Origin of the sequence: uncultured Anaerovibrio sp. (genome assembly GCF_947302755.1) — a bacterium.
Taxonomy (GTDB): domain Bacteria; phylum Bacillota; class Negativicutes; order Selenomonadales; family Selenomonadaceae; genus Anaerovibrio.
In genome coordinates this window covers 1-20,110 of record NZ_CAMYWM010000036.1, presented here as the reverse complement: position 1 = coordinate 20,110, position 20,110 = coordinate 1, and the positions used below count along the sequence as shown (strand labels likewise).

Genomic DNA, 20,110 nt, shown 5'->3' with positions numbered 1-20,110 from the left:
AATCATTACTCCGACGAGATCAATTCGGATCTTTCGCAGTACACCGTCTGATTCCGTAATACAGACGAAGAGAGCGCATTGAAAAATGCGCTCTCTTTTTGTATTAAGATCCATGTATTATCCTTATTTTTCAGGCCGGCCACCCGGTCAAAGGAATTGTCGGTCAGCATAGCCATATAGGCTATACGACAGGCATCCTCAAGGCACCCGTTCTCGTTGCAATACTTAAGTACAGCACTATAAGGTACACCATAGCTGTTGGCAATGGTGGCAGCAACTTCATTTTTGTCGGCCCACCGCCTGGGCACCTGATACATAACCCTGGGCTTATTCAGCCCATCGCCATTTGCCTCCCGGATGTGCTGTGCTGCCTCACCAGGCTGACACAGGCCTGGCAGCAATACCAAAGAACTTACGAGCAATAATCCAGATAAAAACCTTATACTACAATTGCAATTCAGTCTTACCATAGGAGTCACCCCTCTACGCCTTTCTTAACATTATAACGCAAATAACGGGATTTGTCCTTAAATTAATATTAAAAGCTAAAAAAAATATTAATCCAATGCTAAAAATGGGCCATTTTTCCTTATCTAAGCCTGTGGGCAGCATGTCACAATATATCAGCTTACATCGAAGCAGGAGCCACCGATAAATTCCCTGATAAGGGAATTACATGGTATATCCCGTTCATCGTAGATGGATTTGAAATTGCGGCAGAAGGCCAGCAGTTCCTGGGCCTTTTCATAGGATTTATCCTCAGGAGAAATTTCAGCCAGCATAAACATGACATGGTGCCTTAAGGCACCTATTTCATATATAAGAGCCGAATTAAACATGACATCCGCATCATCCTGATATGGGAATATGTATTTTTCCTCCCCGGCCCTGACCCCTGGCCAAAGGCTGATGGTACTGTCAGCTGTACGGCCCCGTGTGCGGAAATCACGGACTATACGGCGCAAAAGACGTACCCTGGAGGTGGAAATTCTGGTGTTTTCATCCATATTCAGCTGATTTAGGGCACTGACATAAATTTTAAACTTGTGGTCACGGGGAATGGACCTGGTAAGCTTTTCATTAAGTCCATGAATTCCCTCGATGATAATAGGCTGATTTGAGGCTATTTGTCTTACATTGGCCCCGTCCATTTCCCGCACGCCCTTTTTAAAGTTGAAGGTGGGTATAATTACCCTGTCCCCCGCCAAAAGGGCGGAAAGCTGCTCATTAAACAGCTTTATATCCACTGCGTCAATGGACTCAAAGTCAAAGGAGCCATCGGGCAGCTTGGGAGTATCATCCCGATTGACAAAATAATTATCAATGGACAATGAAACCGGCTCCAGGCCCATTACCCGCAGCTGAACCCTAAGGCGCTGGGCAAAGGAGGTTTTACCTGAGGAGGAGGGCCCTGCAATGAGAATAAGCCGATTATTTTTCAAATCTCCAGCGATGCGGTCGGCAATATTGGCAATCTTTTTTTCATGGAGTGCCTCAGAAACCCGAATAAGTTCACTGATGCTGCCGTTTTCTATTATGTTATTTAAATCAGAAACATAGGAGCAGTGTAAAATCCTGGCCCACTCCTTTGCTTCCTCCAGCACTTCCTTAAACATATCCATCACCATCCTTATTAAGCTTCAGCATATATAAAAAATCGGACTGTATTGGCCAGTCCGATTTTCCTTGGTAAACTAATCAATTGAAAATAGTCATCAACAGGCCATAGCAAAGTGCCCCCATAGCTGCCGTACAGGGAATGGTAAGCACCCAGGCCATGACCATCTGCTGGGCGACTCCCCAACGGACGGCCTTAATTCTCTTGGCTGCACCTACACCCATAATAGAACCGGATACAACATGGGTTGTACTAACTGGTAAATGAAGCAGCGTAGCTGTAAATATCGTAATGGAAGAGTTCAAATCAGCAGCAAAGCCATTTATTGGCTCCAGCTTAATAATTTTTCCCCCCACAGTCTTGATGATGCTCCAGCCACCTACCGAGGTACCCACTGCCATAGCCGTGGCACAAAGCACCTTTACGATAAGCGGTACCTCAAACTCCTGAAGAACCCCACCGGATACCAGGGCCAGGGTGATAATACCCATGGACTTTTGGGCATCATTGGAGCCATGGGAGAAGGCCATAGTGGCTGCCGTAACAATCTGCATCTTCTTAAAGCGATGGTTAACCTTGGATGGACTGGAATTCTGAAAAATCCGGAACATCAAATTCATAATGATGTAGCCCACCACCATGCCCACCAATGGGGAGGTGACCAAGGCAATAACTATCTTGCCAATACCCGTAAAATTCAGCCCCTCCATGCCCATATCCGACATGAGGACGCCACCGATAAGGCCGCCCACCAAGGCATGAGACGAGCTGCTGGGCAGGCCGATTTTCCAGGTCAGCAAATTCCATATAATAGCACCTGTAAGGGAGGCTATTATGATTGGCTGATCGATATGTCCCACCACAATATCGCCACCAATGGTCTTGGCAACGCCGGTACTGACCATGGCACCAAAGAAGTTGAGTACAGCTGCCATAATTATGGCCCGGCTTGGTGATATTGCCCTGGTGGATACCGAGGTAGCAATGGCATTTGCCGTATCATGGAAGCCATTTATAAAGTCAAATGCCAAGGCCAAGGCTATTACTATAATGATAAAAGGATGTAAATCAAGCATACTTCATTACCACACCTCTAAGCAAATCCGCCATTTTCTCACAGTGATCCAGGGTGTCCTCCAAATCCTCCAGCAAATCCTTCCACTTAATAAGCTCAATAGGATCCTTTACCTGAGCAAACAGATATGCCAGTTCGCTTCTGAAGATATGGTCCCCCTCACTTTCCAGCTTGCTGACCTCACTGGTCAGGTTAAGCAGCTGATCCTGATTTTTACTGATTTCCGGCAGCAGCTCCAACACCTTAATAAGCTTCTGAGTACACTCAATAAGCAGCTTTGTGAGCCGGATAGCCCCCTCACGGGCCTCACCGGTATGATAAATAACAATGCGCTGCAGAATTCCCTGCAATAAATCTACCCCATCGTCCAGGCCATTGGCAATAGCATAAATATCCTCCCGGTCGATAGGTGTAATAAAGGTCTGATTTAACTTGTCAATTATCCGATCATTGACCCTGTCAGCCTTGTGCTCAATATCGTTAATTTCCTTAACCTTTATATCAGCCTTCCGGTGATCCACCATTACTTCATCCATCAAAAGGGAACCCTGGTAGAAAAATTGGGCACTTTCCAAAAAAAGATCATAAAATTCGGAATCGCCTTTTCTATTGAAACTAAACATAGCAACCTCCCTGCAAAACGATATCTACAATAACTATAACACATAACAGAGGCTTTTAACAATAAAATAAAAGAGGATGTCCCATGTAATGATTTTTCATCCAGGCGGCAGCCTATTTTTTTCTGCACATTCTTCCTTTATTTGCAACCACATAGCAGGCCCATATATGCCTTGACAAAAGCGTGGTCTTGTGGGGTTGTGTTCCTTTTTTTCAGCAAACTACGGGCAAATTGATATTTGCACTACGCCCTTACACGAAATTTAAGCTCCCACTGCGCCGTAGGCTTGTGCTCACTAAGTGTTCATAGTAAACTTACTGGACACCTGACGGTGTCCACACGCCCTTACAACGAAATCTAAAGCTCATCTGCATCCTTCGGATTTGCTTCGCTAAGATTTCCTAGTAAACTCCGTGCGAAACGGTTTTTCGCACTACGCCCTTACAACGAACACTAAGCTCCCACTGCGCCGTAGGCTTGTGCTCACTAAGTGTTCATAGTAAAAGGGACTGCCGACTAATTTCTTAGTGAGACAGCCCCTTTATTAGTGTCTAAAATATGGATTATGTGACTACGATTATCCCTCAACAGCCTTTAATGCTTTAAGTACCTTTGCCGCCATACCGTACATCTTGGCCTTTGGTATGGAGCACACCGCAATACGAACGCCCTTCTTCAGGGGAACAGCAAAGATCAAATCATCGTGCAGCTTATCACATACAGCTGCCGAATCCTTGGCCGGAACTGAAATAAAGAAGCCTGCCTTATATGGCAATGCCTTCAGACCGCACTCCTCAGCCTCCTTCATGAAAATAGCCGCCCGATCGCGAATAACGCCGTACAGCTCCTCCCGTTCCTTTTCAAACTGGGCCAGCATTGCACTGTCCTGCTGAATGGTGGTCAGCAGGGTCTGGGCACCACGGTTAATATTGGACCAGGTGGCACGGCCGGTAAACTTGGTAACGTTCTTAAACTCCTCAATAAGCTCTGCACTGGCAGAAAGACCAATGAGGGCACCGGTCCGCTGACCATACATGGTATAGCCCTTGGACATGGAGAAGGCAAACATTACGAAAATATTTTCCGGCAGATTGCTGAACTGCTTCATGAAACGACGGGTCTCATTTTTCTCACCGGCATAATCTATGTATGCAATATCCACCATAAGATTAACCTTCTTGCCCTTGGCGGCCCATTCCTTGGACATATCAATAACCTTGGCCCATTCCTCCTCGGTAAGGCTGTAGCCCGTTGGATTATGGGCAGGGGTATTGATAATCAGCAGCAGGGACTCCTGCTTGGCAAACAGCTCCGCCACCTTGTCCGTCAACGACTTGATATTGTAATTCATATTGTCGTCAAAGAGCTGATAGGTAGCCAATGTGCGGCCAGCCTCCTGGCAGAGTGGATTATAGGTTCCCCAGAACCAGTCAGAGGTCAGTACTGCATCGCCAATCTCAGAATAATTCTGGATGGCCATATGCAATGCTCCTGTTCCGCCAGAAGTAGCGCAAGCGGCTATATGACCCTCCGGCTTGTTATCCGCAAAGGTCAGGCCAATAACTGCCTCCAGATACGCAGGAAGACCAGCTGGCGGCGCATAGGCTGCCACATCAGAAATCTTCAGACCCCTAAAGGCCTTTTCCATGGTAGGGAGACAGGCCAGCTTTCCATCCTCGCCTATAATTGAACCTACAGTTGCATTTGTTACCTTGTCGGCACCATGCACCTTGATGGCTTCGTTGCAGGCTCCGCTGGCCCCAAAAATAACATCTACCAGCTTTTTACCTACACGGTGTGAAGCAACCTGTGAACTCATACATCATCCGCCTCCTTAAAATTTATAACGCCATTGTTCAAATTTTTCTTCTTTAGAAGAAAAATCTTCCAATTAGCGTTTCAACGAGCTGGGAGATATGCTCGCCAGCTGTTGTAGTTTGTTTTCCCCCACCTAAAGAGGTGGGGGACATCTTAAAGCTCGTTATAAAAATAAAAAATTTATTGACTCTTTTAACTCATTATACCACTTTTGAAGAAAATTTCCTTAATTTTATTCAAAAAATATATTCAATCCATTAAATATATTTATACAAGTTATGTGTTTTTTGATATAGAAGTACCCATTTATACATTAATATAGGAGGATGTCCCTTTGGAGCATCCTCCCAGCTATTCAGCTATTCACCTATTCAATGAGACTTATTCAGTTGGAGATGTATACGCCCACTGAACGGAGTCGAATTAATCCAGAGCCTATGGGGGCTTTTCTCCCACCTAAGAGGGGGGAATACTTAGCACCCGTCAGTGTAGGGTTCAATTACTTTTCCGGAAAAAATTCCTTATGAATTGCATTGGCTGCTTCACTGAGCTCTGAGCCCTTTATAAGACAGCTTATGCTGATTTCAGAGGTACTGATGGCATCGATATTAACATTGGCATCAGCCAGAGCGCCAAACATTCTGGCCGCAATTCCCGGATTTCCCAGCATCCCTGCGCCAACTATGGATACCTTGGCCACATCCTCCTCAATAAGGACGGCTACAGCATGCAGCTTCTCAGCTACGGCGTCAACCGTTTTCTTGGTTTCAGGAAGATCATCGAGGGTAGTGGTGAATACCATATCCGTAACATTCTTTTCGATATTTCTGATGCTTTGAACTATCATATCTACAGCAATGTTTTTATCTGCCAGGGCGGAAAAAATCTCCTTTGCAATGCCTGGATTGTTTGGAACACCAAGAACTGCAATTTTTGCCACATTTTTATCATGAGCTACGCCACGAATCAAGAAATCCTTCTCTTCCATTGTATATGCCTCCCTAATCATTGTACCAGGTGTGTTAGTAAAGGTTGAACGAACATGAATTGGAATATTAAAGTATTTACCCATTTCTACAGAACGTGGCTGCATTACTCCAGCTCCCAGACGGGCCATTTCCAGCATTTCATCATAGGTTATTTCCTGCATCTTGCGGGCGTCAGGAATAAGACGTGGATCTGCGGAATAAATACCATCAACATCAGTGTATATTTCACAGGCATCTGCCTTCAGGGCACCGGCCAGAGCCACAGCCGAGGTATCAGAGCCACCACGGCCCAGGGTTACCGGATCCCCCAATTCATTTACTCCCTGGAAGCCGGCTACCACCACGATATTGCCCTTCTCCAGCTCCTTCTTTACCCGGGCCGGTTTAATATCCATAATCTTGCCCTTGGTGTGAACCGAATTTGTCTTCATACCTACCATCTGGCCAGTAAGGGAAATAGCCTTCTGTCCCAGGGTGCGGAACGCCATGGTAAGGAGGGATATCGAAACCTGTTCTCCCGTGGTGAGCAGCATATCCATTTCACGGGTATACTGATATGGATTTGGATTAATCTGCTTTGCCAGCTCTATCAGTTCATCTGTAGTATCTCCCATGGCAGAAACCACCATAACAATCTGATCACCCGGCTGCTTTTCGGCGATAATTCTCTTGGCTACATTAATTATTTTTTCAGTGGAACCCACTGAAGAGCCGCCAAACTTCTTGACAATAAGAGCCATATTTACCTCCCTGTTATTCAAAACAAATACCGATGCATGAAGATATTTTCCATACTGCGTAGACATTTGTTTGATAAATTCTCTTTAATACACTCAAACAACAAGTATTATAATACATTTATGTGTTTCAGTCTACTAAAATACACAATAAAAGGTGTATACTATGTATTTTTTTATGTACAATCCACTATACTATGTAAACTTCAGAGTTGATTTCTGTAAGTAAAGCTGTTTAGCATATGGGATGTACAAATAGCCACCGCCAGAGCATCGGCCACATCATCCGGCTTCGGCGGCTCAGGAAGATTAAGGAGCTTGGTGACCATGTAAATTATCTGCTCCTTTGTGGCTTTGCCATACCCCGTTACAGACTGCTTTATCTGCAGGGGAGTCCTCTCCACCAGCTTCAGTCCATTTTTGGCCGCTGCCAGCAAGACAACGCCTCTGGCCTGACCTACCGGTATAGCGGTGGTTACATTGCGGTTAAAAAACAGCTGCTCTACCCCCATAACATCCGGCTTATATTTTTTTATAAGCATATCCAGTCCATCATATATCTTCACCAGCCTATCCTCAGGCCGGGCCTTGGAACTGGTGGTTATGGCACCATATTCATGGGCTATAAGGCGGCTGCCATTGGTTTCCACAAAACCATAGCCACATATTGCTGTTCCTGGGTCAATCCCCAATGCAAGCATCCTTCTTCTCTCCTCAACGCAAATTTTTCCGGCAAAAAATAAGCGGCCCGAAGGCCGCCATATTTTTATTCCTCGTCCATTTCGTAGTTGCCGTAAACCTCTTGAACATCATCGTTGTCATCGAAGGCATCCAGCATTTTCTGCATATTGGCCACATTTTCGCCCTCAACCTTAACGGTATTGTCAGGCACCATGGTAATTTCCGCAGATGCAGCTTCAATGCCCTTGTCCGTCAATGCCTGAAGGATATCATCAAAGGCCTCCGGCTCACCGGTGATTTCAAATGCGTCCTCCTCGGCCACGAAATCATCGGCACCAGCCTCCAACACCAATTCCATCAAGGCATCCTCATCATCAAAGGCTTCCTTTTCTACCACGAATACAGCCTTTTTGTTAAACATCCAGGATACACAGCCGTTAGCTCCAAGGGAACCGCCATATTTGGAGAAAATGTGACGCACATCAGCGGCAGTACGATTGCGATTATCAGTAAGGATATCCAGCATAATGGCTGTTCCGCCAGGGCCGTAGCCCTCGTAGGTCATCTCCTCATAATTGCTGCCATCAGACGCCCCCAGGCCCTTCTGGATTGCCCGATTAATGTTATCCTTTGGAATGTTGTTGGCCTTGGCCTTGCTCAGTGCCAGCTTAAGCCGCATATTACCCGTTGGATCGGAACCGCCCATGCGGACGGCAATGGTAATTTCACGGCCGATTTTAGTGGTAATCTTGCCGCGAATAGCGTCATTGGCTCCTTTTTTTCTCTTGATATTAGCCCATTTAGAATGTCCTGACATTACTGAAAACTCCTTTTATTACATTTTCTTGGGGACAGTACCCAAGGTATATTTCACAGATAGATAGTATAACACAAATGGCAAGTTTTAGCCACTTTTACATATGTATCATTGGAAGTACCGATATGCCCACAATCGGGAACTGTGCACTTACGCTTATATATGGTTTATTTGTCTATAAAAATCATAGAAAATCCGATATAACTGTAATCGTAAAGGCCGGATAGGGGTGCAAAAGGGGACATATTTTGCCTTGGTACTTAGTGAATGCAAGCCAAAGGCGCAGCATGAGCTTAGTACCGCTAGGCAAACTAGAGAGCACGAGTGTTCCCCGTTGTACCCCTGTCCGGCCTTGTATATATTACACTTTAAGCAAACGGTAGAATTTTTTCTTGCCCTTCTTCACAATGGCTTCCCCATCACGGAAGTCACTGTCCGAAAGTGCATAATCCGGGTCGCTGACCTTTTCCTCATTGAGCGACAAGCCATTTTGCTGAATGAGGCGGCGGGCCTCACCCTTGGAGCCGAATACCTCGGCTGCCACCAGCACATCCACCAGCTTTTTGCCGGCATCGTCAGCGGTAAGCTCAATGGTAGGCATATTCTCATTGGAGCCGGAGCCGCCGAATACTGCTTCAGCAGCCTCCTTGGCCTTGTCCGCCTCCTCCTGGCCGTGGACCAGCTTGGTCACCTCATAGGCCAACACCTTCTTGGCCTCATTAATCTCCTGACCCTCAAGGGCCCCCAGACGACGGACCTCATCCATGGGCAGGAAGGTCAAGAGAGCCAAACAACGCTCCACATCTGCATCGTCCACATTGCGCCAGTACTGGTAGAAATCATATGGTGAGGTCTTTTCCTTGTCCAGCCACAGAGCACCGCCGGCCGTTTTGCCCATCTTCTGACCATCGCTCTTGGTCAGAAGGGTAAAGGTAAGGCCATATACGGCATCGCCGGTAATGCGCCGGGTAAGCTCAACACCACCGATAATATTTGACCACTGATCATCGCCACCCATTTCCAGCTTCAGATTGTAGCGGCGATGCAACTCCAAAAAGTCGTAGGACTGCATAATCATGTAATTGAATTCCAGGAAGGTCAAGCCCTTTTCCATGCGGTTCTTGTAGCACTCAGCGGCCAGCATGCGGTTAACGGTGAAATGAGCCCCCACCTCCCGCAGCAAATCAATATAATTCAGCTTGCGGAGCCAGTCCCCATTATTTACCATCAGGGCCTTGCCATCACTGAAGTCAATGAACCGAGCCATCTGCTTTTTAAACTGATTGCAGTTATATTCAATATCCTCATCAGTAAGCATCTTGCGCATATCACTGCGGCCGGACGGGTCCCCTACAGTACCGGTGCCGCCACCCACCAAGCATACCGGACGATGTCCGGCCCGCTGAAGATGGGACATGACCATCAGACCCAGAAAATGGCCTACGTGAAGGCTGTCAGCAGTGGGGTCAAACCCAATATAAAAGGTAACCTTCTCATTCTCCAGCATTGCCCGAACTTCGTCCTCATTGGTACACTGGGCAATGTAGCCGCGTTCCTTCAGTACGTCAAAAACACTTGTTGCCATTATATTATTTCTCTCCTTAAACCTGAAAACAGGATGATTTATTGTCTAATCAGTTTGCCATTTTACCACCTGCAGCCGTTGGTGAAGGGGCTGACTGAGGCTGCTTCGGCTTTGGCTCCTCATTTACAGTGGTCCTGGCAGCAGGTGCCTTGGCCTCCGTATCAGCCTTCTTGCCATTGGAGGTGGAATTAGGCTTGGAATTATTATTGTTATTTCCGTTGGTATTTTTACTCTTGGCGGTATCCTCCCTGGTATCCTCCTTAACCGGTTCTTCCACAGAGGTAAGTGACGCTCCGTCAAATTTCTTTACCGGCATATCTGCCAGGGCCTTATTCATAAACGCCTTCCAGATGACCGCCGGCGTAGTACCGCCTGTCATAGTGCCCATGCGCTGATTGTCATCGGTACCAACCCAGACACCTACCACCAAATCCGGCACATAACCCACAAACCAGGCATCGTGATAATCACTGGTTGTACCGGTCTTGCCCGCTGTTGGACGGCCAATGTTGGCTGCGGTACCCGTACCGCGGACCACCACGCCCATAAGCATACTGGTCAGCTCATTGGCAGTAGCCTTTTTGAGGACCTGCTTGCTGTCGGTATGATTCTCCTCCAGCACCTTGCCGTTGCGGTCAAGCACCTTGATTATGGCGGTGTGATTAACATGGACACCGTCATTGGCAAAGGTACAATAGGCACTGGTAAGCTCCAAGGGTGTTACACCTCGGGTTAAACCGCCCAGGGCAGTGGATAAATTACCGTCATTCTGGTTTCCTTCTGTAACAAAGGTGGAAACGCCCATTTCCTTGGCCAGGTAAATAATCTTATCAATCCCCACATCCTTGGCCACCTGAACTGTTGGTACGTTCAGGGACTGCTCTGCCACATATCGCAGGGAAACCTTGCCATTGAAATCCCGGCTGTAGTTTTGGGGTTCCCAGCCGTTAATATTTATTGGCTTATCCTCAATAACCGTGGAAGGAGTGAAGTCCGCCTCCAGGGCCGCAGCAAACACAAATGGTTTAAAGGCCGATCCCGGCTGACGCTCTGCCAAAACCGCCCGATTAAACTGGTCTGTACCGCGACCACCCACCATTGCCTTGATATGACCGGTATGAGGATCGATGGCCACCAAGGCCCCCTGGGGCTGTTGAATACCATTGCTTTCACCCATATCAGGAAGATTTTTCATGGCTTCCTCTGCGGCCTTTTGCATATCCATGTCCAGGGTGGTATAAATCTTCAGCCCCTCTTTATAGACTGCATCAGCCCCATACTTTTCAATCATGGTCTGGGTTACATAATCAATAAAATAGGATGCCTCACTGCCGGACTTGGCCGAGGCCTTTACCAGGCGAAGCTCCTCACCCTTGGTTTTATTGGCAGTGGAGGAGCTGATATAACCGTATTTGGCCATCTGCTCCAGCACGGTAGCCTTGCGCTCCTGGGCAGCCTGAAGATTATTGGTAGGGGAATAGTAATTTGGACTTTTTGGAATACCGGCCAGCATGGCGCATTCGCTTAAATCCAGCTTATCAACATCCTTGCCGAAATAGGTTTTGGCTGCCGCCTGAACCCCATAGGCACCATTGCCGAAATAAATCTGATTAAGGTACAGCTCCAGGATTTCCTCCTTTGTGTACTGATGCTCCAGCTGAATGGCCAGGAACATTTCCTGAATTTTACGCTTAAAAGTACGGTCCTGAGTCAAATAGGCATTCTTGGCCAGCTGCTGGGTGATGGTGGAACCACCCTCAGCCACGCCCTGGCTGGTAATATTGGACCAAATGGCACGCATTATGCCCCGAGGGTCAACGCCTGAATGCTCGTAAAACCGGGCATCCTCCACTGCCACGAAGGCATTTTTTAAATTCTCCGGAATTTGATTCATCTTAACCGGAACGCGATTTTCATCAGCATGAACATTGGCAATTTCATTGCCGTTTATGTCGTAAATCTGGGAAGATGCCGGTGGCCGCACATCAGCAAGATCTGCCTTTGTATTCAATGTAGCCGTAAGAAATCCGCATCCCACACCGATGATCATAACGACTATTATTGAAGCAAAAACTATCAGCAATCGCCTTGCACCACCTCCACCAGAGGACTTTTGAGGCTTCTTCGCCTGTCGAGCCCGCTGCTGAGCCGCACCTGTACGTTTTTCCATGATAGACCTCCTTATAAACATATACGTTTCTATTCTATCATAAACAAATAATTTTCGCGAAAATTATTATTTTAGAGTTACCAGCGTTGCACCTGTGCCGCCTTCGCTCATATCGGCAAAGTTGAACTGGGCAACATTTGGGTGATGCTTAAGGTACTCATGGACGCCCTTTCTAAGTGCGCCTGTGCCCTTTCCATGTATAACAAGCACCTGGGACAGTCCTGCCATCATGGAGTCATCGATAAACTTGTCCAAAACCACCTCGGCCTCGTCCACCATCATGCCGCGGATATCAATATCGCGATGGGCCTCCTGGGTTTTGGCAATAAAGCTGCCGCCTCCCTTGGCTTTTTTTCCGGCTGAGGCTGCCGGCTGCTCCTTTTTGCCCTTTTCCACGAATTTACAGGCTGAGGCCTTCATCGTAGTTTTCATGGCCCCCAGCTGAATTTCCAGCTCCTTGCCATGAATCCCCAGAACTGTTCCCTTCTGGTCTAGCTTGGTAACATAAATCGTGTCACCCACCTCAATGGTTTTCAGGTCAATGGGCTTTCTGAAGGCCTTGGCTGACACAATTCCCGGACGGACCCGCCCGGCTTCCTCATTAAGCTTATTTCGGGCATCCTGAATGGCCTGCTGACGCTTCTGAATTCCCATATCATTAAACTGCTCCTTAAGCTGTTTAATGATTTCCTCGGATTCCCTGCGGGCACGACGAACCAGGGCAGAGCCCTCATCCTTGGCCCGGCGGATAATATCCGCCTTCCTCTGGGACAGCTCCGTCCGCAGAGCCTCGGCCTTGGCCTCCATCTTCTGGGCTCTTTGGAGCTTAGCCTCAATATCGGCATTCATCTGCTCGTACATCATTTTCTCTTTTTCCAGCTGGTTGATGACCTGCTCAAACTGGGCATGATCGGCCTGGATAAGCTGTTTGGCCCGTATAACCAGGGCTTCACTCAGGCCCAGTCGACGGCTGATGGCAAAGGCATTACTTGCTCCGGGGATGCCGGTGAGCAGTCTGTAGGTTGGCCTGAGGGTATTGACATCAAATTCCACACAGGCGTTTTCAATGCCCTGCCGGCTAAAGGCAAAGGTTTTCAGCTCGGAATAATGGGTAGTGGCCATAACCGCAGCCTTGATGTTCAGCAGCTGCTCCAAAATAGCCATGGCCAGTGCCGCTCCTTCCTCCGGGTCAGTTCCGGCCCCCAGCTCATCCAGCAGCAGCAAATCATCGGGCTCAACCTTGCCTAAAATCTCCACCAGATGGGTCATATGGGCGGAGAAGGTACTGAGACTTTGCTCGATGCTCTGCTCATCCCCAATGTCAGCGTAAACATTATTATAAACCCTGATACTGGACCCATTTTCCACAGGAAGAAACAGACCGGCCTGGGCCATCAGCACCAACAGTCCCAAGGTCTTCATGCTCACCGTTTTGCCGCCTGTATTCGGGCCGGTAACCAGCAGCATGTTGTAATCCCCGCCTATATTAATATCAATTGGCACCACCTTGTCACTGTCAATAAGGGGATGACGGGCCGACAGCAGGGAGGTTGTTCCCTCCTCACTGAGGATGGGCTCCACTGCCTTCATTTCCCGGGCCAGTCCAGCCTTGGCAAAGGTAAAGTCAATAAAGGCCAATATATCGCAATTTTCCATAAGGATATCGTCCTTACGGCGAATCTGATTGGAAATATCCCGCAGAATACGTTCCACCTCATGCTTTTCGGCTGCCACCAGCTGTTTGATATCATTGTTTAAGTTAACCACCGCCATGGGCTCCACAAATACGGTGGAACCGCTGGCCGACTGGTCATGAACTATACCGGGAAAATACTGACGGTATTCCTGTTTAATAGGCACCACATAGCGGTCTCCCCGCATGGTTACAATGGCATCCTGAAAATACTTCTGGTATTCCGCCGAATGGAGAATATTGCTGAGATGATCCTTAATCCGGGCCTGGGAAGACTTAACCTCCCGCCGAATTCGCTTTAATTCCACACTGGCATCATCCCGGAGATTGCCGTGCTCATCCACGGTATTTTCCAGATTGCGCTCCAGCTCCCCCAAAATCTCCAGGCTGCGGGCCCAGCTTTTCAAAATAGGTGCCTCCAGCTCCAGCTCCTTGAAAAACCGTTTCACAGCCCGCATGGCGTACATGGTGGTAAGCACATCCATTATCTCCGACGGCTCAATAACCCCACCAATGCCGATTTTCTTCATGAGCTCACGAATATCCCGAATGCCTCCCAATGGCGGATTGGCCATGGAGGACACCATAACAGCCTCAGCAGTTTCCCGCAGCCGTTCCCTGACCTCCTCAGGGTCATTACTTGGCTGAAGTCCACCGGCCAGCTCCTTGCCTAAAATAGAACCGGCCTTATTTTGCAGCCGCTCTAATATCTTTTTATATTCCAATACCTTAAATGAATCCTGTTCCATCGATAACCTCAAACCAATCTATTATTCCACACCTCTAAAATAATGACCACGGGTGACATTGTCCCCCTCAAGGGCAGTCACCTCAGCCCGTTCGTCATCACTTAGCTCTCTGCCGCAGGCCATATATTTTCTGTAATTGGCAATCGTCCTTTTCAATTGATTGGGCTCCATATACCGGGCCTCTATTCTCAGCTGACTAATCCCCATATTGCTAAATTTCATGGCATGGGGCAGCATGCTTAATCTATTACCGTTTAGTACATGCATGTGACAATATTGGTCCATAACCAGAGGGAATTTAATCTCTTTACGGTCCTTCAAAAAGAATTTCTTCCCACTGTTCACACAAGGCGCACCGCATTGACCGGTATGGAGATTGCCAATAAAGCTGCCGGCAACACAATACTCCGACACCATAAGCTCCAAGTTGCCATCCACAATACAGGAAAGGGGGATAGCACTTTCCCGGGCCAGAGCCTCCACCTGTACCATAGTCAGCTCGGGGGAAAGAGTCACGGCCTCAGCTCCCAGCTCCTGTAAATGCTGTAGGGTCTTAAAATTATAGGCGGGCAGCGAATAATCAGCGTGTACCGGTATATCCGTATATTCCTTTACAGCCGCCAGCGAGCCAATATTATGTACATTAATCGCATCAGGATGATATGCGGCCACCGTCTGTAACCAGGTGTGAAAGCCATTAAGCTCATTATTCCTGATAATACGTGGCGTATTCAGTGCAATCCTGACCCCTGCCCGATGGGCCATAAATATAGCCTTTTCATACTGCATGGGAATAATGGCCTCATGGTGGTAGGAGTCTCCACCAAATACTACCCAGTCCGCCCCTGCAGCAATGGCCTTATCCAACAGCTCCAGGGTATCCACTACGGCTGTAATCCCTGACTTAACCCGCTTATTGGTCCTGTTTTTACGGAGAGCAGCATTATTTTCCATAACCGGCTTAACCTGGTATTTGGCCAGCCGCTGATTTTCCAGCATTACCACCGCCTGGCGTCTGGCCTCGTTTATCTCACTGACCGGCACCATAACCTTCCCTGCTATATCACATTCCAACCTGGCCAATTCAAAAATTGATGTTCCCAGTCGGGAAACCTGTTTACGGATGGTTTCTTCATCTAATGGCCGCTTTATGGCCTCCTGACCAATGAATTCCGTCCGGCCTACACCCTGATGGCCCTCCCCATCAGTCATGGTAATAACCAATGGCTCCTCCACAGCCGCCCTGACCTGTACCTCCACGGCCACCCGCCGTACAGGGGCACCAGTATTGTAAAAGCCCTTGGCCCATTCCATAAGGGAGGCATCGTACACCTTAAAGGCCCGGTCGTGGTCAAATACCCGGGACTCCACCGGGAAGCTCACCACCGAGCCTGCCGGGGCCTGGTCCACCGGTACCATATTGCGGTTCTTGCCGCTCTTTACCAGGTGCAGTTCCTTAACAGTGGCCGTTACCCGGCCCCCTACCTTTACCCAGAAATCCACCTGATCGCCTGCTGACAGGCTGTCCGCCAGCTTCATAATTACCATGCCGGTGGTACCGTCATATTCCATAACCCGGCCCAGCATAATCCCCCGGTTATTGGGACGGCGGTCGCTCATCATATTGCGTCCCTGCTTCTTTTCCAGAAAGGCCGTAGTAAAATCCCGATTAAAGACCTGAGCCAAATCATGGCGTGTTTTATCCGTTACCTGAAAATGCCCTGCATAATGGCTGTCAATCACCTGACGATAATTATTTACCACAATGGCCACATATTCGGGACGCTTCATACGCCCCTCGATTTTAAGGGAGGCCACGCCGGCATCAATAAGCTGAGGTATCAGGTCAATGGCATTCATATCCCGCGGGCTCAGCAAATACTTTCCGGCCGAGTCCTTCAGCATGTCATTGTCATGGTCATCCACCAGGGTATAGGGCAAACGGCAGGGCTGGGCGCAGCGGCCCCGATTGCCGGACCGTCCGCCAATCATACTGCTCATCAGGCACTGACCTGAATAACAAACACATAATGCTCCATGGATAAAGACCTCTATTTCCACCTTGCAATTGGCGATTATATGCTTAATGGTCTCCAGGGACACCTCACGGGACAACACCACCCGGGTAAAGCCCATTTTTTCCAGGGCCAGTACCCCATCCAAATTGTGCACCGTCATCTGGGTGCTGGCGTGAAGGGGCAAATCCGGCACAAGCTCCCGGGCCAGCTTGGCCACGCCCAAATCCTGGACCAAAATGGCATCCGCCCCGGCTTCATACAAAAAGCGGAGATATTCGGCCAGCTGGGGCAGCTCCTGATCATCCACGAGGGTATTTACGGTAACATTAATAAGGACATTGCGCAAATGGGCTATTCTGATAGCCTCACGCATGCCTTCTTCATCAAAATTATCTGCATAGGCTCTGGCGCCAAACATATTTCCTGCAAGATAAATGGCATTGGCACCACTTTCAATTGCAGCAATGAGGGCCTCCTTACTGCCGGCCGGGGCCAGCAATTCAACCATAGCTGCATCCTCCAAATCTATATAAAAACAAATCAAGCAAAAAAATCACATCGTATTATTATACCCTAGTTGTTCTTTTTTTGCCATATATAAATGAGCGTTGGGACAGTGCCTTTCACAATGTCACGATACTAAAATTTTTTGTTGCATTTATATAGTGTAAAAAATCATAACTCGCTTCGCCCAAAAGATTAGCTTGGCTTCGCTCAAACAAATGATTTTTTCACTAATATTAAGGTAAAGCAACAAAAAATTTCTTAACGTATCGTGCCAAACTGTTCAAGGCATCTGTCCCAACGCTCCATATAAAAATTAAAAGAACTGCCGGGAAATATTCCCAACAGTTCTTGATGCCCTATTATGCTTTTAGTCCCGCTTTGTAAGAATTGTGGACAGGTAATTCAGCTTCTTGTCCTTATTGGCTGCCACATCATCGATGATTTCCTCATCCGGCAGGCCGCAACGGCTTACCAGGGTAGCATTCTTCAGCATGGAGGCTTCCTCCAAATTATCCACCACCTGGGAGAAATTCTTGTATACCTTCATGATAACTGCATTATCGCAGGTAGCCAATGCCTTCTTCAGCTTATCCTCGGAAACAGTGGCCGGAATGATGCTCAATATATCATCCCCCTCCACGATGGACCGTCCCAAATAGCTGGCAATGGCACAGAAGGCCGGAATTCCCGGAATTGTTTCGATGTCAGCCCCAGCCTCCTTTAGACGGTTATATACATAAATATAGGTGCTGTAGAACATTGGGTCACCCAGGGTAAGGAACACCACCTGCTTACCAGCCTCCAGCATTGCCATAATCTCGGCCTTATTCTTGTCCCAGGCACTTGTATCCGCTGAAAAGCCCTTTACCATTGGATAAATCTGATAAACGATTTCTGTATTTTCACCAATATAGCAACGGGCAATATCCAAGGCCACGCTGCCCTCCTTTTTCTCTGTCCGTGGTGCAATAATTACATCAGCACCCTTAATAGCATTTACTGCCTTAACGGTCAGCAGCTCAGAATCCCCTGGGCCTACACCTACGCCAAACACTTTACCCTTCATATGTGTATCACTCCTTAATCAACTCATTCTATTTTCATATTTTTATGGTACATTATGCCTATAAGCTATTAATACTATAATAACACAAAAAGCTTTACAAGTAAGTTTTTTTTCATTAAATTAGAATTATCCAATTGATTTTTTTGGGGAGGTGCCCATTGTGAAAATTCTGTTGAATGAGGATGCCGACGTGGTTGCTACCGTAAAAGCAGGACTCCAAAAGACAGGCGGTTATTGTCCATGCCGTCTGGAAAAAAGCGAGGATACAAAATGTATGTGCAAGGAATTCCGCGACCAGATTAAGAACCCTGACTATGAGGGCTATTGTCACTGCATGTTGTACTACAAGTCCCTGAAGGATGTATAACAATCAATATTACTCTAAAGGAGGATAAAAATATGGCTGAGGTTAAGGTTACAAAGGATAATTTCCAGAAGGAGGTACTGGAATCCGACATTCCCGTTATTGTGGATTTCTGGGCGGAATGGTGCGGACCCTGCAAAATGATGGCCCCTATCCTGAAGGAAATTGCCGAAGAAAATGAAGGCTCCATCAAGGTGGCCAAAATTAATGTGGATGAGGAATCCTATCTTTCCTCCCAATATGGCATTGTCAGCATTCCGAGCCTGTACTTCTTTAAAAATGGCAAGGTGGTAAATCAGTACATCGGCTACGTGCAAAAGGATTTTGTACTGAAGCTGCTGAATGAATAATTTTTAACACAAAAAATAAGCACCAAAAAACGCTATTATCTGCTGTAAGCAGCACACCACTGTGACTTCAGCCTATAATAGCGTTTTTCTTGTACCCTAAATTGTGGTCTGAATAATGGTTTCCAGGGCAATTTTTATCATGTCATTAAAATTACTCTGACGTTCCTCTGCCGGAACAGCCTCCTTGGTCAGCAGATGGTCAGAGGCAGTAAATATGCCCAGGCTCTGGACACGGTATTGGGCCGCAATGAGGTATAGGGCTGCAGTCTCCATTTCCACTGCCAAAATACCATAGCGGCGCAGCTTGTCATTATCAATTTCATCATCATAGAAGCGATCTACAGTAATAATATTACCCACCTTGGTGGAAATCTTCAACGCCTGGCCCACCTCCATGGCCTTGGCCATCATTTCATAATCCGCCAAGGGCGCAAAATTAATGGTTGGGCCAAAGATATTGCGGATAATGGAGGAATCTGTGGTGGCTCCCTGGGCGATAACGATATCCCGCAGATTGATATTCTCGTGCATGGCACCACAGGTACCGACACGTATCAGCTTTCTGGCACCGTATTCCCTAATTAGTTCAGTAACATAAATAGAAATGGAGGGAATGCCCATACCAGTACCCTGAACCGATACCGGCACCCCCTTATAGGTTCCGGTGTAGCCGTAGGCACCACGGATTTCATTATAGCACTTGGCATCCTCCAGGAAATTCTCTGCAATATGCTTGGCGCGAAGCGGGTCCCCCGGAAGCAATACTCTTTTGGCAATTTCACCGGCCTGTGCTCCAATATGTAAACTCATTACAATTCTCCCCTTTCAAATTTGTCGTTACACCAATATATCGTCATGGCTTTTTACTATCTGATTTGCCCCTGATAAATCCTGTGGTCCGGAATTTGGATTGTAATAACCAATACAACGCATGCCCGCTGCCTTAGCGGCGGTAACTCCTGCATAGGCATCCTCAATAACCGTGCAGTTTTCCGGTTTTACTCCCAGCTTTTCTGCCACCGTAAGGAAAATCAAGGGATCCGGCTTGCTACGGGGCAATTCATCACCGCTGACCAATACGCGAAAATAATCCCTCAGCCCAAAGCGGCCCAGCACAAGCTGGATCATTTCCATGGTGGAGGAGGAGCCCAGGCCAATAACATAGCCGGCCGCCTTTAGACGCTCCAAAAGCTCCCTCACTCCCGGCATGGTGGTTATGGAGTCATCCTCCACCAGCAGGCCGGTCTGACT

Annotated in this window: 17 protein-coding genes; 2 read left to right on the top strand and 15 right to left on the bottom strand. The window is 47.6% G+C overall.

Annotated elements, in window-relative coordinates; translation table 11 throughout:
* Positions 1 to 5 precede the first annotated feature (5 nt).
* The 13 genes from Q0Y54_RS05335 to cobI all read right to left on the bottom strand — a co-directional run bounded on the left by Q0Y54_RS05335 (position 6) and on the right by cobI (position 18,145).
* A complete protein-coding gene (locus Q0Y54_RS05335) occupies positions 6 to 470 on the bottom strand; it encodes a hypothetical protein (RefSeq protein WP_297965071.1) in 465 nt (154 codons plus the stop codon).
* A 153-nt stretch (positions 471 to 623) separates the two neighbouring features.
* Positions 624 to 1,616, bottom strand: coding sequence for a uridine kinase (locus tag Q0Y54_RS05330; protein ID WP_297965070.1), 993 nt, complete (start codon positions 1,614 to 1,616; stop codon positions 624 to 626).
* An 82-nt stretch (positions 1,617 to 1,698) separates the two neighbouring features.
* Entirely contained in the window at positions 1,699 to 2,694 is a 996-nt protein-coding gene (locus tag Q0Y54_RS05325; RefSeq protein WP_297965069.1) for an inorganic phosphate transporter, read from the bottom strand.
* Positions 2,687 to 3,316 (bottom strand): DUF47 domain-containing protein, encoded by a 630-nt coding sequence (locus tag Q0Y54_RS05320; RefSeq protein ID WP_297965067.1) that lies wholly within the window; start codon positions 3,314 to 3,316, stop codon positions 2,687 to 2,689. The genes Q0Y54_RS05325 and Q0Y54_RS05320 overlap by 8 nt, the downstream gene beginning before the upstream one ends.
* A 576-nt stretch (positions 3,317 to 3,892) precedes the next feature.
* A complete protein-coding gene (locus tag Q0Y54_RS05315; protein ID WP_297965065.1) occupies positions 3,893 to 5,134 on the bottom strand; it encodes a pyridoxal phosphate-dependent aminotransferase in 1,242 nt (413 codons plus the stop codon).
* A gap of 498 nt (positions 5,135 to 5,632) precedes the next feature.
* Positions 5,633 to 6,862 carry an aspartate kinase gene (locus Q0Y54_RS05310; protein WP_297965063.1) on the bottom strand — a complete coding sequence of 410 codons (1,230 nt, stop codon included), beginning with the start codon at positions 6,860 to 6,862 and terminating at the stop codon, positions 5,633 to 5,635.
* Between the two features lie 203 nt (positions 6,863 to 7,065).
* Positions 7,066 to 7,560, bottom strand: a complete 495-nt coding sequence (gene ruvC, locus Q0Y54_RS05305) for a crossover junction endodeoxyribonuclease RuvC (protein WP_297965062.1) — start codon at positions 7,558 to 7,560, stop codon at positions 7,066 to 7,068.
* A gap of 65 nt (positions 7,561 to 7,625) precedes the next feature.
* Complete coding sequence (locus Q0Y54_RS05300; protein WP_297965060.1) at positions 7,626 to 8,357, bottom strand: YebC/PmpR family DNA-binding transcriptional regulator; 732 nt, start codon at positions 8,355 to 8,357, stop codon at positions 7,626 to 7,628.
* 361 nt (positions 8,358 to 8,718) lie between these two features.
* Positions 8,719 to 9,942 (bottom strand): tyrosine--tRNA ligase, encoded by a 1,224-nt coding sequence (tyrS, locus tag Q0Y54_RS05295; RefSeq protein WP_297965058.1) that lies wholly within the window; start codon positions 9,940 to 9,942, stop codon positions 8,719 to 8,721.
* Positions 9,943 to 9,991: 49 nt separating this feature from the next.
* On the bottom strand, positions 9,992 to 12,112 hold the full coding sequence (locus tag Q0Y54_RS05290) for a transglycosylase domain-containing protein (RefSeq protein WP_297965056.1): 2,121 nt from the start codon (positions 12,110 to 12,112) through the stop codon (positions 9,992 to 9,994).
* Positions 12,113 to 12,178: 66 nt separating this feature from the next.
* Positions 12,179 to 14,554: an endonuclease MutS2 gene (locus Q0Y54_RS05285; protein WP_297965054.1), complete on the bottom strand. Its 2,376-nt coding sequence runs from the start codon at positions 14,552 to 14,554 to the stop codon at positions 12,179 to 12,181.
* A 21-nt stretch (positions 14,555 to 14,575) separates the two neighbouring features.
* Positions 14,576 to 17,080: a DUF3656 domain-containing protein gene (locus tag Q0Y54_RS05280; protein WP_297965052.1), complete on the bottom strand. Its 2,505-nt coding sequence runs from the start codon at positions 17,078 to 17,080 to the stop codon at positions 14,576 to 14,578.
* Between the two features lie 366 nt (positions 17,081 to 17,446).
* Positions 17,447 to 18,145, bottom strand: a complete 699-nt coding sequence (gene cobI / locus Q0Y54_RS05275) for a precorrin-2 C(20)-methyltransferase (protein WP_297965050.1) — start codon at positions 18,143 to 18,145, stop codon at positions 17,447 to 17,449.
* A gap of 160 nt (positions 18,146 to 18,305) precedes the next feature.
* Between cobI and Q0Y54_RS05270 the strand changes: the two genes are divergently transcribed.
* Positions 18,306 to 18,512 carry a ferredoxin-thioredoxin reductase catalytic domain-containing protein gene (locus Q0Y54_RS05270; RefSeq protein ID WP_297965048.1) on the top strand — a complete coding sequence of 69 codons (207 nt, stop codon included), beginning with the start codon at positions 18,306 to 18,308 and terminating at the stop codon, positions 18,510 to 18,512.
* A gap of 32 nt (positions 18,513 to 18,544) precedes the next feature.
* The gene (gene trxA / locus Q0Y54_RS05265; RefSeq protein ID WP_297965046.1) at positions 18,545 to 18,859 is read left to right on the top strand and encodes a thioredoxin; all 315 of its coding nucleotides are present in this window, start codon (positions 18,545 to 18,547) and stop codon (positions 18,857 to 18,859) included.
* A gap of 96 nt (positions 18,860 to 18,955) precedes the next feature.
* On the opposite strand, the gene deoD is transcribed toward trxA, so the two are convergent.
* A complete protein-coding gene (deoD, locus tag Q0Y54_RS05260) occupies positions 18,956 to 19,669 on the bottom strand; it encodes a purine-nucleoside phosphorylase (RefSeq protein WP_297965043.1) in 714 nt (237 codons plus the stop codon).
* 27 nt (positions 19,670 to 19,696) lie between these two features.
* A partial coding sequence (locus Q0Y54_RS05255; protein ID WP_297965041.1) for an HAD family phosphatase occupies positions 19,697 to 20,110 on the bottom strand: 414 nt, incomplete at its 5' end.